Source organism: Mycolicibacterium pulveris (assembly GCF_010725725.1).
GTDB lineage: Bacteria > Actinomycetota > Actinomycetes > Mycobacteriales > Mycobacteriaceae > Mycobacterium > Mycobacterium pulveris.
On the sequence record NZ_AP022599.1, the window covers coordinates 1,038,074 to 1,052,903 of the forward strand.

Annotated in this window: 16 protein-coding genes; 6 read left to right on the forward strand and 10 right to left on the reverse strand. The window is 66.5% G+C overall.

From position 1 onward, the window contains the following. Positions 1 to 16 precede the first annotated feature (16 nt). The 5 genes from rpsD to infA all read right to left on the reverse strand — a co-directional run bounded on the left by rpsD (position 17) and on the right by infA (position 1,948). Entirely contained in the window at positions 17 to 622 is a 606-nt protein-coding gene (rpsD, locus tag G6N28_RS05295; protein ID WP_163897752.1) for a 30S ribosomal protein S4, read from the reverse strand. Positions 623 to 637: 15 nt separating this feature from the next. Then, positions 638 to 1,045 carry a 30S ribosomal protein S11 gene (gene rpsK, locus G6N28_RS05300; protein ID WP_128107799.1) on the reverse strand — a complete coding sequence of 136 codons (408 nt, stop codon included), beginning with the start codon at positions 1,043 to 1,045 and terminating at the stop codon, positions 638 to 640. A gap of 4 nt (positions 1,046 to 1,049) precedes the next feature. Next, positions 1,050 to 1,424: a 30S ribosomal protein S13 gene (gene rpsM, locus G6N28_RS05305; protein ID WP_046751017.1), complete on the reverse strand. Its 375-nt coding sequence runs from the start codon at positions 1,422 to 1,424 to the stop codon at positions 1,050 to 1,052. A gap of 154 nt (positions 1,425 to 1,578) precedes the next feature. Continuing rightward, complete coding sequence (gene rpmJ / locus G6N28_RS05310; RefSeq protein WP_003879483.1) at positions 1,579 to 1,692, reverse strand: 50S ribosomal protein L36; 114 nt, start codon at positions 1,690 to 1,692, stop codon at positions 1,579 to 1,581. A gap of 34 nt (positions 1,693 to 1,726) precedes the next feature. Further along, a complete protein-coding gene (gene infA / locus G6N28_RS05315) occupies positions 1,727 to 1,948 on the reverse strand; it encodes a translation initiation factor IF-1 (protein ID WP_003418601.1) in 222 nt (73 codons plus the stop codon). A 277-nt stretch (positions 1,949 to 2,225) separates the two neighbouring features. Between infA and G6N28_RS05320 the strand changes: the two genes are divergently transcribed. The 6 genes from G6N28_RS05320 to rfbC are packed head-to-tail and all read left to right on the forward strand — an operon-like array spanning position 2,226 to position 8,734. Beyond that, positions 2,226 to 3,887, forward strand: coding sequence for an NAD(P)/FAD-dependent oxidoreductase (locus G6N28_RS05320; RefSeq protein WP_163897755.1), 1,662 nt, complete (start codon positions 2,226 to 2,228; stop codon positions 3,885 to 3,887). A gap of 16 nt (positions 3,888 to 3,903) precedes the next feature. Then, the gene (locus tag G6N28_RS05325) at positions 3,904 to 5,364 is read left to right on the forward strand and encodes an ATP-binding protein (protein ID WP_163897758.1); all 1,461 of its coding nucleotides are present in this window, start codon (positions 3,904 to 3,906) and stop codon (positions 5,362 to 5,364) included. Between the two features lie 29 nt (positions 5,365 to 5,393). Then, positions 5,394 to 6,239: an LLM class F420-dependent oxidoreductase gene (locus G6N28_RS05330; protein ID WP_163897761.1), complete on the forward strand. Its 846-nt coding sequence runs from the start codon at positions 5,394 to 5,396 to the stop codon at positions 6,237 to 6,239. A gap of 15 nt (positions 6,240 to 6,254) precedes the next feature. Further along, a complete protein-coding gene (locus tag G6N28_RS05335) occupies positions 6,255 to 7,097 on the forward strand; it encodes an LLM class F420-dependent oxidoreductase (protein WP_163897764.1) in 843 nt (280 codons plus the stop codon). 36 nt (positions 7,098 to 7,133) lie between these two features. Then, complete coding sequence (gene rfbB / locus G6N28_RS05340; protein WP_163897767.1) at positions 7,134 to 8,129, forward strand: dTDP-glucose 4,6-dehydratase; 996 nt, start codon at positions 7,134 to 7,136, stop codon at positions 8,127 to 8,129. Then, entirely contained in the window at positions 8,126 to 8,734 is a 609-nt protein-coding gene (gene rfbC, locus G6N28_RS05345; RefSeq protein WP_163897770.1) for a dTDP-4-dehydrorhamnose 3,5-epimerase, read from the forward strand. Before rfbB ends, rfbC begins: the two co-directional genes overlap by 4 nt. 18 nt (positions 8,735 to 8,752) lie before the next feature. Here the strand turns inward: rfbC and G6N28_RS05350 are convergent, their stop codons facing one another. From G6N28_RS05350 to G6N28_RS05370, 5 genes are read right to left on the reverse strand one after another with little or no spacing between them, the layout of a single operon-like run. After that, positions 8,753 to 10,126, reverse strand: coding sequence for an MCE family protein (locus tag G6N28_RS05350; RefSeq protein ID WP_163897773.1), 1,374 nt, complete (start codon positions 10,124 to 10,126; stop codon positions 8,753 to 8,755). 1 nt (position 10,127) lies between these two features. Then, positions 10,128 to 11,252 (reverse strand): virulence factor Mce family protein, encoded by a 1,125-nt coding sequence (locus G6N28_RS05355; RefSeq protein ID WP_235674722.1) that lies wholly within the window; start codon positions 11,250 to 11,252, stop codon positions 10,128 to 10,130. Between the two features lie 29 nt (positions 11,253 to 11,281). Further along, positions 11,282 to 12,553, reverse strand: coding sequence for a virulence factor Mce family protein (locus tag G6N28_RS05360; protein WP_179962019.1), 1,272 nt, complete (start codon positions 12,551 to 12,553; stop codon positions 11,282 to 11,284). Further along, positions 12,550 to 13,782 carry an MCE family protein gene (locus G6N28_RS05365; RefSeq protein WP_163897780.1) on the reverse strand — a complete coding sequence of 411 codons (1,233 nt, stop codon included), beginning with the start codon at positions 13,780 to 13,782 and terminating at the stop codon, positions 12,550 to 12,552. Before G6N28_RS05365 ends, G6N28_RS05360 begins: the two co-directional genes overlap by 4 nt. Continuing rightward, entirely contained in the window at positions 13,779 to 14,804 is a 1,026-nt protein-coding gene (locus G6N28_RS05370; RefSeq protein WP_163897783.1) for a virulence factor Mce family protein, read from the reverse strand. The genes G6N28_RS05365 and G6N28_RS05370 overlap by 4 nt, the downstream gene beginning before the upstream one ends. Positions 14,805 to 14,830: the final 26 nt, after the last annotated feature.

Below are 14,830 nucleotides of genomic sequence, written 5' to 3' on the forward strand. Positions count from 1 at the left end.
GCGCCGCAGAAGTCTTTTACTTCGAGTAGAACTCGACGATGAGCTGCTCGGAGAGCGGCACGTCGATCTGCTCGCGCGTGGGCAGCTGGTGCACCAGGATGCGCGGACGCTCGCCGACCACCTGCAGCCAGCCCGGGACCGGGCGCTCGCCCATGGTTTCCCTGGCGATCTGGAACGGCAGCGTGTTCAGCGACTTGTCCTTGACGTCGATGATGTCGTACTGCGACACCCGGTAGCTGGGGATGTCCACCTTGACGCCGTTGACCAGGAAGTGGCCGTGGCTGACCAGCTGGCGAGCCTGACGGCGGGTACGCGCCAGCCCGGCGCGGTAGACGACGTTGTCGAGCCGGCTCTCCAGAATGCGCAGCAGCTCCTCGCCGGTGACGGCCGAGCGCCGCACCGCCTCCTCGTAGTAGCGGCGGAACTGCTTTTCCATCACGCCGTAGGTGAAACGCGCCTTCTGCTTCTCCTGCAGCTGCAGGCGGTATTCGCTTTCCTTGACCCGCGAGCGGCCGTGCTGGCCGGGCGGGTAGGGGCGCTTCTCGAACGATTGATCCCCGCCGACCAGGTCGACGCCCAGGCGGCGCGACTTGCGGGTCGCGGGTCCGGTGTAACGAGCCATCTCTGAAATCTCCTCCTAGACCCGGCGCCGCTTCGGCGGACGGCAGCCGTTGTGCGGCTGCGGCGTGACATCGGCGATCGCGCCGACCTCGAGGCCGGCGGCCTGCAACGACCGGATGGCGGTCTCCCGGCCCGAGCCCGGGCCCTTGACGAACACGTCGACCTTGCGCACGCCGTGCTCCTGCGCCTTGCGGGCGGCGTTCTCGGCGGCCAGCTGCGCGGCGAACGGCGTCGACTTGCGCGAGCCCTTGAAGCCGACGTGGCCCGACGACGCCCAGGCGATGACGTTGCCCTGCGGGTCGGTGATGGTCACGATCGTGTTGTTGAACGTGCTCTTGATGTGCGCGGCGCCGTGCGGGACGTTCTTCTTCTCCCGGCGACGGGTGCTCTTGCCCTTCGCGGCCGCCTTCTTTGCTGGTGGCATCTGCTTACCTGGCCTTCTTCTTGCCGGCGATGGTGCGCTTGGGGCCCTTGCGGGTGCGCGCGTTGGTCTTGGTCCGCTGGCCGCGCACCGGCAGGCCGCGGCGGTGCCGCAGGCCCTGGTAGCAGCCGATCTCGATCTTGCGGCGGATGTCGGCCTGCACCTCGCGGCGCAGATCGCCCTCCACCTTGAGGTTGCCCTCGATGTAGTCGCGCAGCTGGGTCAGCTGATCGTCGGTCAGATCCTTGGTTCGTAGGTCCTTGGAGATGCCCGTCGCCGCGAGAATCTCGTTGGAACGGGTACGGCCGATGCCGTAGATGTAGGTCAGGGCGACCTCCATGCGCTTATCGCGCGGAAGATCTACGCCCACGAGACGTGCCATCGAAGCAGTGTTCCTTCTTCTATGCGGAGGTCTGGTCCCAGCCCGTTCCCCGTTGGGGTCCGGCCTCCGTACCGGACGCGACGAGCGGCCTGTCCGCTCGGTGGTGCTGGGATTTCGTCATTGAGTTGTGGTGGCGAGCCAGAAAACCCCTGGCTCAGCCTTGGCGTTGCTTGTGACGCGGATCGGAGCAGATCACCATGACCCGCCCATGCCGGCGGATCACCCTGCACTTGTCGCAGATGGGCTTGACGCTCGGGTTCACCTTCACGGCTGTGTTCGATCCTGTTCTTCTCGTTCTTGACTTACTTGTACCGGTAAACGATGCGGCCCCGGGACAGGTCGTAGGGGGACAATTCCACCACGACACGGTCCTCGGGCAGGATGCGGATGTAGTGCTGCCGCATCTTGCCGCTGATGTGGGCGAGGACCTTGTGACCGTTCTCCAGCTCAATGCGGAACATCGCATTGGGCAGAGGTTCGACCACGCGACCCTCGACCTCGATGGCACCGTCTTTCTTTGCCATTATGTTTCGGAGATCCTCCGTGTCCTTCTCGTAGTGCGGCGCCCGGTGTCACCGCGGACGGCGGCACCCTGCACGGCGCGACTGATGCTTCCGACTACAAAACGTGAGCCAGCAGCCAGAAATTCCAGAACAGGGGCACGCAAGAGCCGGCACGGGAGCCGCACCGCCGGTCCATATTACCTGCTGAGGCGCTAGCCCCAAAATCGTTGGACGACGATCCCCGCCCGAGAGATTACAACAGGAAAATCGCTGGCTGGGCAGCGCATACTTGACCTCGATGACAGGCCCCACACCCCGCAAGCCCGTAATCCTCACCGTCGACGACGATCCAGCAGTGTCTCGGGCTGTCGCCCGCGACCTGCGGCGCCACTACGGAGAGGCCTTCCGCATCGTCCGCGCCGAATCGCCGCACGACGCGCTCGAGACGCTCAACGAGCTCAAATTGCGCGGTGAGACCGTCGCGGTGTTCGTCGCCGACTACCGGATGCCGCAGATGAGCGGCATCGAGTTCCTCGAAGAGGCGATGGACATCTTTCCGATGGCGCGCCGGGTGCTGCTGACCGCGTACGCCGACACCACCGCCGCGATCGACGCGATCAACGTCGTCGACCTGGACCACTACCTGCTCAAACCGTGGGACCCGCCCGCCGAGAAGCTCTACCCCGTGATCGACGCTCTCATCGAGGCCTGGCGCGAAACCGGGGACCGGGCGATCCCCCACACCAAGATCATCGGTCACCCCTACAACGCCCGCTCCTCGGAGGTGCGTGAGTTCCTGGCCCGCAACCGGATGTACTACACGTGGCTGCGTGCGGACGAGCCCAAGGGCCGTCGACTGCTCGACGCCGCCGGGCTGGACGATCTGACCCTCCCGGTCGTGATCACCGAACAGGGCCAGACGCTGGTCGCCCCGTCCGACGCCGAGCTCGCCGCCACGCTCGGCCTGTCCACCACCCCGGCCGAGGATTTCTACGATCTCGTCGTCATCGGCGGCGGCCCCGCCGGGCTGGCCGCGGCGGTGTACGGCGCGTCCGAGGGGCTCAAGACGGTGCTGATCGAACGCACCGCCACCGGCGGCCAGGCCGGGCAAAGCTCACGCATCGAGAACTACCTGGGCTTCCCGGACGGGTTGTCGGGCGCTCAGCTCGCCGAACGGGCGCGCAGGCAGGCCGAGAAGTTCGAAGCCGAGTTGATCACCGCCGCCGAGGTCCTCCGCCTCGAGGTCGACGGGTCCGCCCGCACGATTCACCTCTCCGACGGACGGGCGATCGGCACGCGGGCGGTGATCCTGGCCATGGGCGTCGAGTACCGCCAGCTCGACGCCGACGGCTGCGCCGGGTTGACCGGCGCGGGCGTCTATTACGGGGCGGCCACCTCCGTCGCCACCGACTGCGGCGGCGAGGAGATCTTCGTCGTCGGCGGGGCGAACTCCGCCGGGCAGGCCGCAATGTATCTGTCGCGCAGCGCGAAACGGGTGACCATCGTGTGCCGTCGCACGCTCGAGGATTCGATGTCCTACTACCTGATCCAGCAGATCCGCGCGCAGAACAACATCAGGGAACTGCCCTACACCAGGGTGCACGCCGTCAAAGGCGGCGACCATCTGGAACGCATCTGCCTGGAGAACCTCCGCACCGGTGAACAAGAGGAACACAGCTGCGAGCGGATGTTCGTCCTGATCGGCGCCGAACCGCGCACCGACTGGGTCGAACAGGCAGGCATCGCCCGCGACGACCACGGGTTCATCCTGGCCGGACCCGATCTGCGTGACGTCGCCGGTTGGACGCTCGACCGGCCGCCGCACCAGCTGGAAACAAGCGTGCCGGGGGTATTTGTTGCAGGGGACGTGCGCTCTCAGTCCGCCAAACGGGTGGCCGCCGCCGTCGGCGAAGGATCGATGGCCGTGATGTTGGTGCACCGCTACCTCGCGGAAGCGTAGGAGTAGGAGGCAGGCCATGGGCGACGCGGAAATCAGATGCATGCCCGACGAACTGAGGACGTTGTTCCTGTTCGAGGCCCTCGACGACCGGCAGCTGCAGGTGCTGTGCGACAACGGTCACATCGCCGTGTTCGAACCGGGTCCGATCTGCACCGAGGGCGACCCGGCCACCTGTTTCTACGTCCTGCTCGACGGCGAGTTGGTGATGTCGAAGCGGTCCGGGGGCGTCGACATCGAAACCAACCGCACCTCCCAGCGCGGCGTCTACTGCGGCGCCTGGTCGGCATACGTGCCCGGCGAGGAGCACGTCTATGAGGCATCGGTGCGGGTCACCAAACCGTCCCGGTTTTTCGTGCTCGACGCCGACGCGTTCGCCGCGTTCATGCAGAGCGAGTTCCCGATGGCGGTGCATCTGCTCGAAGGCCACCGGGTGGGCGGGCGGCGGCAGCGCGAGATCGTCGGGCAGCGCGAGAAGCTGTTGGCGCTGGGCACCATCACCGCCGGGCTGACCCACCAGCTCAACAACCCGGCCGCGGCCGCCGCACGCGCGGTTGCCGATCTGCGTGAAGGCGTCGGAAAGATGCGCCACAAGTTGGCGATGCTGGCCGACGGCAAGTTCACCCCCGAGGCGCTGCGGGTGCTGGTGAGCATTCAGGAGGAGGTGGCCGAGCAGGTCGCCAAGTCCAAGGCCCAGGAGCTCACCGCGCTGGAGCTTTCCGACCGCGAGGAGCAGGTCGGTGACTGGCTGGAGTCCCGCGGCATCGTCTCGGCCTGGGATTACGCGCCGACGTTCGTCGAGGCCGGGCTCGACATCGACTGGCTGGGCCGGGTCGAGGCCTCGATCGACGACGTGGACTGTTCGGCGACGTTGCAAGGCGCGTTCGGCTGGCTGAAGTACACGATCGACGCCGAGCTGCGGATGAACGAGATCGCCGACGCCAGCAAGCGGATCTCGGCGCTGCTGGCCGGCGCCAAGCAGTACTCGCAGATGGACCGCAGCGAGTACCAGACCGCCAACGTCCACGAGCTGATCCACAGCACGATCAAGACGATCTTCGGCGACAGGATCGGTAAGGACAAACCGGTCAATCTGGTGTGGGAGAAGGACACCGCTCTCCCCGAATTACATTGTTATCCAGGCGATCTGAACGAGATGTGGACCAACCTCATCGACAACGCCATCCAGGCGATGGGCGGGGAGGGCACCCTGACGATCCGCACCGCGCGGCACAACGACGACATGGTGCGCGTCGAGGTCTGCGACGACGGTCCGGGCATCCCCGAAGAACACATCGACAGGATCTTCACCCCGTTCTTCACCACCAAGGCCTTCGGTGAAGGCACCGGGCTGGGCCTGGACCTGGCGCGCCGCGTCGTCGTCGAAAAACACCACGGCGACATCCGGGTGGAGTCCGCGCCCGGCGACATGCGGTTCATCGTCCTGCTTCCGCTGGTGGCGCCCGCACCGCGGGAATAGCGGGCCGACGCGACGAAGTTGGAGCAGCCATGACGAAACCGGAGCTCGGCCGCTACGGGGTATTCGGTCTGTACTGGACGTGGCAGAAGCTCAGCCCGGATCAGCTGCGGGCGATCGAGGACCTCGGCTACGGCGCGATCTGGGCCGGCGGCTCCCCACCGGCGGACCTGTCGTGGGTCGAGCCGCTACTCGAGCCCACCACCAACCTCAAGGTGGCCACCGGCATCGTCAACATCTGGACCGCCGAGGCCGGCCCGGTCAGCGAGTCGTTCCACCGCATCGAGCGGGCCTATCCCGGTCGTTTCCTGCTGGGCATCGGTGTCGGCCATCCCGAGGCGCACGCCGAATACCAGAAGCCGTACGACGCGCTGAACGACTACCTCGACAAGCTCGACGAGCACGGCGTCCCCGAGGATCGCCGGGTCGTCGCCGCGCTGGGTCCGCGGGTACTGAAGCTGTCGGCGCGGCGCGCCGCGGGCCCGCATCCGTATCTGACGACGCCGGAACACACCGCGCGGGCGCGTGCGCTGCTCGGGCCCGACGCGTTCATCGCGCCCGAGCACAAGGCCGTGTTGACCACCGATGCCCACGAGGCACGGGCGACCGGCCGCAAGGCGCTGGACATCTACCTGAACCTGACGAACTACCGCAACAACTGGAAGCGCCTCGGGTTCACCGACGAAGACATCGCCAAGCCGGGCAGCGACCGCCTTGTCGACGCGATGGTGGCGTATGGCACCGTCGATGCCATCGCCAACCGGCTCAAAGAGCACCGCGACGCGGGCGCCGACCACGTGCCCGTGCAGGTACTCACCGGACCGGACAAGCTGGTGGACGCGCTCACCGAACTCGCAGGCCCGCTGGGCCTGCGGTGACCCGAAGGGATCCACATGACTGAGCTCAAGCCCGAACTCGGCCGCTTCGGAGTCTGGACGTTCGGGGTGGTCAAACCCGAACAGGCCGTCGAAATCGAGAAGCTCGGGTACGGCGCCGTGTGGATCGGCGGGTCCCCGGCCGGTGACCTCAACTACGTCGAGCCCATCCTCGAACGCACCGAGAACCTTCAGGTCGCCACCGGCGTCATCAACGTCTGGACGGCGCCCGCCGACGAGGTCGCCGAGGCCTACCACCGCGTCGAAGACGCCTACCCGGGTCGGTTCCTGCTCGGCATCGGCATCGGGCATCCCGAGCACACCGAGGAGTACCGCAAGCCCTACGACGTGATGGTGGAGTACCTCGACCGTCTCGACGCGGCCAAAGTGCCGACCAGCCGGCGCGTGATCGCCGCGCTGGGCCCGCGGATGCTCAAGCTGGCCGCACAACGCAGTGCAGGCGCTCATCCCTACCTGACGACGCCGCAGCACACTGGGGAAGCGCGAAACCTGTTGGGCCCGACGGTGTTCCTGGCCCCCGAACACAAGGTGGTGCTGGCCAGGGACGCTGAGGCGTCGCGCCGGATCGGCCGCGAGGCCGTCGATTTCTATCTGAACCTGTCCAACTACCGCAACAACTGGAAGCGGCTCGGGTTCACCGACGACGACCTGGCCAAGCCTGGCAGCGAGCGGTTCATCGACGCGGTGGTCGCCCACGGCACCCCCGAAGACATCGCCGCACGCTTGACCGAGCATCTGGACGCCGGCGCCGACCACGTGACGATCCAGGTGCTCGGGGGCTGGGACAACCTGCTACCGACGCTTGCCGAACTGGCCGGCCCGCTCGGCCTGAAGGACTGACGCCGAACCGGCAGACCGCTCCGTTAGGGTTTTGCCATGCGTTTGCTGATCACCGGCGGTGCCGGGTTCATCGGTGCCAACTTCGTGCACAGCAGCGTGCGGGTTCATCCCGAGGACTCGCTGACGGTGCTGGACGCGATGACCTACGCGGGCAGCCGCGAGTCGTTGGCGGCCGTCGAGAACGACATCCGGCTGGTACAGGGGGACATCACCGACGCGGAGCTGGCGAACAAGCTCGTCGCCGAGAGCGATGCCGTCGTGCACTTCGCCGCCGAAACGCACGTCGACAACGCGCTGGCCGACCCCGAACCCTTCCTGCGTGCCAACGTCATCGGCACGTTCACGGTGCTGGAGGCGGTCCGTGCGCACGGGGTGCGACTGCATCACGTGTCGACCGACGAGGTATACGGCGACCTGGAGCTGGGCAACGCGCGGCGGTTCACCGAATCGACGCCGTACAACCCGTCCAGCCCGTATTCCTCCACGAAGGCGGCCTCTGACATGCTGGTGCGGGCCTGGGTGCGCTCCTACGGTGTGCGCGCGACGATCTCGAACTGCTCCAACAACTACGGGCCCTATCAGCACGTGGAGAAGTTCATCCCGCGTCAGATCACCAACGTGCTGACCGGGCGCCGGCCCAAGCTGTACGGTTCGGGCACCAACGTGCGGGACTGGATCCACGTCGACGACCACAACAGCGCGGTGCGGCGCATCCTGGCCGACGGCCAGATCGGACGGACCTACCTCATCGGCGCCGAGGAGGAACGGGACAATCTGTCGGTGATGCGGGCGATCCTGCGCCTGATGGATCGAGACCCCGACGACTTCGACCACGTGGCCGACCGCGCCGGTCATGACCTGCGCTACGCCATCGACCCGTCGGCGCTCTACGACGAACTCGGCTGGGCGCCCAAACACACCGACTTCGAGGACGGGTTGCGGGCCACCATCGACTGGTATCGCGACAACGAAACGTGGTGGGGGCCGCTGAAAGACGCCACCGAAGCCAAGTACGAGGGGCGTGGCCAGTGAAGGCGCGTGAGCTCGCCGTGCCGGGTGCCTGGGAGATCACCCCGCGGATACATGCCGACGCGCGCGGCGCGTTCTTCGAATGGTTCACCGACGCCGGATTCCGGGACTTCAGCGGGCACCGACTGGACCTGCGCCAGGCCAACTGCTCGATCTCGTCATCGGGTGTGCTGCGCGGCCTGCACTTCGCGCAGGTTCCGCCGAGCCAGGCCAAGTACGTCACCTGCGTGCGCGGCACGGTCTTCGACGTCGTGGTCGACATCCGGGTCGGCTCACCGACATTCGGGCGTTGGGACGCGGTTCAGCTCGACGACCGTGACCGCCGCACGATCTACCTCTCCGAGGGGCTCGGCCACGCTTTCCTTGCCCTCGAAGACGATTCGACGGTGATGTATCTGTGCTCGGCGCCGTACGATCCGCAGCGCGAGCACACCGTCAACCCGCTGGACCCCGCCTTGGGCATCGAATGGCCGCGCCTCGACGGCGATCCGATCTTGTCCGACCGCGACTGCCAGGCACCCACGCTCGCCGAAGCCGCGGCGGCCGGGCTGCTACCCACCTGGGCGGAGACCGTGGCGTTCGTCGAGGGCCTGCGGCGCGGGCGCTGACCCGCGCGCGACCCGATATCAGGGCGGCAGCAGCATGTCCCGCCACGACTTGTCGACAGCTGCTTCCGCCGCCGGGTCATATTCGACGTCGGCCACTGGGGGTGGCGGGCTCTTGGGCGGCGGCGGCAGCTGCGGCACGGGCTGGCCCGAAAGCGTGGCATTCGGGTCGCCCTTCCAGTTGAACCCGTCGTTGAGCGGCACGTAGTCTTCGTCGCTCTCGCAGAGCGCGACGGTGGCCGCGCGCTTGCCGGGCACGGTCTCACACGGAATGTTGCGGGCGCCACGCACATTGAACTGCGAATCCTGCGGCACCCGGCAGTAGAGATCGCCTGCGGGGCGCTCCGGATAGTCCTCCAGCGCGGCAACCCGCTGCTGTTGGGCGGGCAGGAATCCGGTGGTGCACGGCGGCGGCAGGTTGAGGTTCAGGTTGAAGCTCAGGTACTGACCCTTGTAGTCCTGCTTGGTGTTGAGGTTGCCGAGAATGCCTGCCTGATCGGCTTGGACGGCTTGCGGGAACACCACGAGCAGCTGCTCGATGTCGTTCTGGTAATCGAGCGCGACCTGCCCCACCGAGACGAGGTTGGCCATCAGGGTCGGCAGCGTTGGCGACAGCCGGTCCACGAGTTGGCGTCCCTGGGCGGCCGCCGGTCCGCCTTCGTCTATCACGCCCGCGACCGCCTGGTCGTGGTCACGCAGTTCGTCGGTCACCGCGGCCAACCGGGCCGCCCACGCCGAGATCGCACCGGAGGTGTCTGACTGCGAGTCCAGCACCGGCCGGGATTGATCGATCAGCGTTGTCAGCCCCTCCAGGTTCTCGCGGGCGTCGATCGCTAGGGTGGTCGTTCCCTTCACAAGCCGAGACAGTTCGGGACCGAGCCCGCCGACAGCGGTGTACGACTCGTCGATGACGGTCTTGAGGTTGTCCCGAGGTATCGCGTGCAGGCCCTCGTTCGCGGCGGCGAGCAGTGTGTTGATGTCGGGGGGAACGGACGTGTCGGCCAACGGAATCACGTCGCCGTTCTTCAATGGCGGCGCGGAGCCGTTGCGCGGCAACAGGAGTACGTAGGATTCGCCGACCGCCGACTGGCTGTGCACCTGCGCTTCGAGATCCGACGGGATGTCGATCCCCGAGTTCAGCGACAGCACCGCTTCGACACCGCTGTCGGACAACCGCACCGAGCGCACCTGGCCGACTTTCGTGCCCCGATAGGTGACGTTGGCGGTTTCGTAGAGCCCACCGGATTTCGGTAGTTCGAGCGTCACCGTGTACTGGCCGACACCGAACATGGTGGCGGGCAGCCTCATGAAGTGCAGCGTCATCAACGCGACCGCGCCGACCGCGACCACCGTGAAGATGGCCAACTGGATTTGAACCCGTCGATTCACCCGCATGTCACGGCCCCTGATCCCACCGGTAGGGGATGGCGAGCGGGTTACCTTGGTTGTGGGGTCCGCCCGCCATGCAGGGGCTGGGGAACTGCCCGATGGTTCGACCCCACTGCAACTCCAGTTCGGTCAAGTCGCACTCCCACCGAGTGCCGGTGAACAACGCCTGATCGATCCGGCTCAGCGTGAGGTCGACGATCGCGGTCAGGTTGGCGTAATCGCCGCGTTGGAAGTTCTCGAAGGTCTCGTTCGGAAACGGAAAGGTCGCCAACAAGCTGAGGGACCGGGTGAGGCTGGTGCCGGCGTTGGCCAGCGACTCCAGCACGGGGCCGACGTCGTGTAGCTCCCTGATCAGGTTCTCCTTCGTCTGGTTGACCGAATCGACCGTCAGCGCACTGAATTTGGCCAGACCCTCGGCCGCTGCCACCAGGTTGTCCCGCTCGGTGTTGAGCACCTCGAGCGCATCCGGAACGGTGGCCAGTGCCCGGTCGAGCACCGGCTGCTGTGCAGCGAACCGCCCGACCAGACGGTTCAGGCTGTCGGTGGCGGCGATGATGTCGTCCATCTGGTGGTTGAGGTGGCCGGTGAATTCGTTCAACTGCTCGACCACGCTTCGCACATCCTGCTCGCGGCCCCGGAACGCGGTCGAGAGCGCCTCGGCGATGTCGTGCACCTGCCCGACCCCGCCGCCGTTGAGCACCATCGACAACGCCGCCAACGTCTGCTCGGTGCTCGGATAGCTGCCGCCGCGCGACAGCGGAATCAGCGAGCCGTTGTGCAACCTGCCCGTCGGCGGTTCATCGGTCGGCGGCGCGAGTTCGATGTGCAGCGAACCGAGCAGGCTGGTGGCGCCGATCTTGGCGGTGGCGTTGGCGGGCAGCTCCACGCCGTCGTTGAGCCTCATGGTCACCAGGGCGTGCCAACCCTGGCGTTCGATCCTCGAGACGTGCCCGACGGTGACATCCGCGACGCGGACCCGCGAATTCGGCTGGAGATTGTTGACGTCCGGCAGCTGGGCCTGCACCTCGAACGAGGTCGATCCCTTGCCTTCCACGCCGGGAAGGGGCAGCGAATTCAGCCCCTTCCAGCCGCAGCCGGTCATGGTCACCAACGTCAGGACCGCGAGCAGCATCGTTGCCGCGCCGTGTGCGCGTCGCCGCATCATGACCCACCGCCATGGGTGACCATCATCCCCGGCAGACCGTCGGCGGGGTCGGTGGCGACCGCCTCGGCGGGCGGCTCAGGGACCGGGGTCGGAACGTGATCGGGTCGCATCCATTCCTCGCTGTAGGTGATCTCGTTCGGCCGCGCCTGCGTACCGACGAAGAGGTTCATTCCCAACGGCGGGAAGTTGTACTGGCGGTTCTTCATGATGGGCGCCAGATACTGCGCGCACAGCTTCGCCGACTGCTCGCCACCCAATCGGGAAGCGGATTGAATTGCGCCACAGAGGAAAGACACCGGGTTGGCGAAGTTGTTGACGGCGAGCGCACCGGTCATCGACCCGTTGGCGGGCTCGTACATGTTGTTGAAGTTCTGCATGACGGTCGGGGCGATGTGCAGTGTCTGCTTGATGTCGCCGATGCTGTCGACCAGTGCGTCGGTGATCGACGTCAACCTGTCCGACGCGGTGCCGATCACCTCGGTGTGTTCGGCGGCGAAATCGTGCACGTCGGCGACCACCGCATTCAGTTCCTCGGCGGCCCTGCCGATCTTGTCCGGGTCATCGGCGAGCACCGAGCTCACGGCGGCGAGGTTGTGGTTGAGTTGCTCGAGCAGATCGGCGCTGTCGCGCAACGCGGACACCAACGTCGCAAGGTTCTTGGTCGTGGCGAAGACGTCGTCGCTCTGATCGGCGAGCGTGGTGACCGTGCGGGACAGTTTCATGACCGCGTCGCGGATCGTGGGTCCCTGTCCGCGCACATTGTCCGCGGCGGTGTTGATGAGGGCGCCGAGCGTACTCACGCCGCCCGGCCCGGTCGGCTTCAGCAGTTCGGTCACCCGCTCGAGCTGCACCCTCAGGTCATCCCATTCGACCGGCACCGCCGTGCGGTCGAGGCCGATGACTGCGCCGTCGGCCAGCGTGGGCCCCCCACGGTAGGGCGGTATCAGCTGGATGGCCCTACCGGTCACCAGCTGCGGCGACAGGATGACGGCCTTGGCATCGGCGGGAACCCGGTACTTACTGTCGATCGAGAAGGTGACCTTGGCCTGCTCGGGCTGCGGCTCGATCTTCTCGACCTTGCCGACCGACACGCCCCGGATCCAAACATGATCACCCGCGAACAGCCCTGTGGTGTTCTCGAAGTAGGCAACCACCGTCATTCGCGCGCTCTGACCGGGCAACCGCACGGCCAGAAACACACCCGCACCGAGAATGAGCACCAGCGCGGCCGCCAGCACCACCCGCACATTCCGTGACCGGCGCATCATGGCTGTGCTCCCGGCTGCGGTGCAGGCGGACCCGGCGGGGGGCCGCCGGGAGGCGGAGGCGGCGGTGGTTCGCGGTAGGGATAGCGTGGATCACCGGGTTTACCGGTGATCGCATCGGGCAACGTCAGCCTCGGCTCGCCGCCCTGCCCGGTCCGCGGATACGGTACCGGCAGCGCCGGGGTTCCCGGCTGACCCACCGGCGGATCGGTCAACTCCGACGGCAGCAGCGTGGCCGGATCCAGTCCGAGATCGGAGAACGCGGCGTCGACGAACGGCTGGACGAACTGGCCCGGTAGCAGATTGGCCACATAGGCCTTGAAAAACGGTCCGGACGACAGCGATTCGCCGAGCGACATGACGTAGGTGTTGATCAGCTTGATGGCCTGCTGCAGCCGTTCCTTGCGGTCGTCGACGACCTCGAGCACCCCGTTGAGCTTGTCCAGCGCCGGCTTCAGCTGCGCGCGGTTCTCGGATATGAACGCCTTCAGCTGTTTTGACACCGCCGAGATGTTTCCCCATATCTGATCCAGTGCCGCGCTCTGCGTGCGCAGTTGCGCCAGCAGCGCGTTGGTGTCGCGCACCAGGCCCGCGACCTGGTCGGCGCGGTTGGCGAGCACCGACGTCGCCGCGGCGGCGTTCTTGAGCAGGCTGCGCAGCTGAGCGTCGCGGGAGTCGAGCGTCTGCGCCAGGCGAGACACCCCGGCCACCGCTTCCCGCAGGGAAGGCGGTGTGTCGGAGAAGGTCTGCGCCAACGTCGCCAACGAGTCCGACAACTGGTTGGTGTTCACCCCGCTGATCGTGGTCGCCAGATCACCGAGGGCTTCCGGCAACTGATACGGCGACGTCGTCCGGTCGAGTGGAATGGCGCCTTCGAGCCGGCCGTCCCCGCGCGGCGTCACGTCGACGATCTTGGCGCCCAGCAGGCTCTTGGTCCTGATCGCGGCCTCGGTGCGAGACCCCATCCGGACGTCCTCACCGATCTTGAAGGTGACCAGAACGCCGGCGGGCTCCAGATCGATGCTCATCACGCTGCCCACCGGATAACCAGAGACTTCGACCACGGCACCGTTTCTCAGCCCGCTGGCGTCGGCGAAGTAGGCCGAGTAGACCTCGCCGGTGCTGAGAAAGGGCAGCCGCTGGTACTGAAGCGCCGCCACCACGACCGCGGACACGGCAAGTACACCGATGCCGCCGATCAGTATCGGATTGCGTTCCGCAAACGACCTCACTTGGGCGCGCACCTCCCGGTGCTCTGGCCGACCACCTTCACGTACACAGGCTGTCCCCCTTTACCGTTGAGTTTCAGCACCACGTCGCACAGGTAGAAACTGAAGTAGTCGCCGTACATCCCCTGCCGGACCAGCGCCCGGTACTTGTCCGGCAGGGTGTTGATCAGGTTGTCGAGGTAATCGCGGTCCGCCATCGCGATCTCGGCCACCCGGTCGGTCTCATGCACCACCTTCCGGAACGGCGCCCGCGACTTCGCCAGCAGGTCGGCGAGAGAGCCTGCAACGGCGTTGGTATGGGCCACCGCGTTGGAGACATCGGTTCGGCGCTCCGCCAGCCGATTGATCAGCTCGGAGAGTGAGGCCACCGCGGTGTCGAGTCGATCGCTCTGGCCGCCAAGGGATCCCAGCACGACGTTGAGGTTGTCGATGACCTGCCCGATCAACACATCGCGGTCCGCCAACGCGTTGGTCAGCACCGCTGCTTGGTCGAGGAATGACCCGATGGCCGGGCCCTGTCCTTGAAAAGCCGCGATCAACTCCTCGCTGAGGCTGTTGACCTGATCCGGGTCGAGGGCCCGAAACAGCGGCTTGAACCCGCCTATCACCGCGTCCAGATCCAGCGCCGGCTCGGTGCGGGTCGGCGGGATCGTCTGCCCGGGCTGTAGCGTCCTGGTGCCACCGGCCCCCTCCGTCAACGCGAGGTAGCGGTCACCGATCAGGTTGTCGTACCGGATCACTGCGCGTGATCCCTCGGTGAGAACCACCGACTTGTCTACCGAAAAGCTCACCCGCACAGTCGCATCGGGGTTGATCGAGATGTCGTTGACCTTGCCCACCTCCACCCCGGCGATCCGGACGGTCGTCCCTTTCCGCAGATTCGAGACGTTGGTGAACTCGGCGTAGTAGCCGTTGCCCGAGCCGAAGCGGAACTCTCCGAAGGTCGCCAGCAGCAGGAACCCGATGAGCGAGCAGGCGGTCAGCCAGGTGGCAAACCGCCAGATCACGCCCTTTAGGCTACTCACGTTTTCTCCCTTGCGATTTCAGGTCG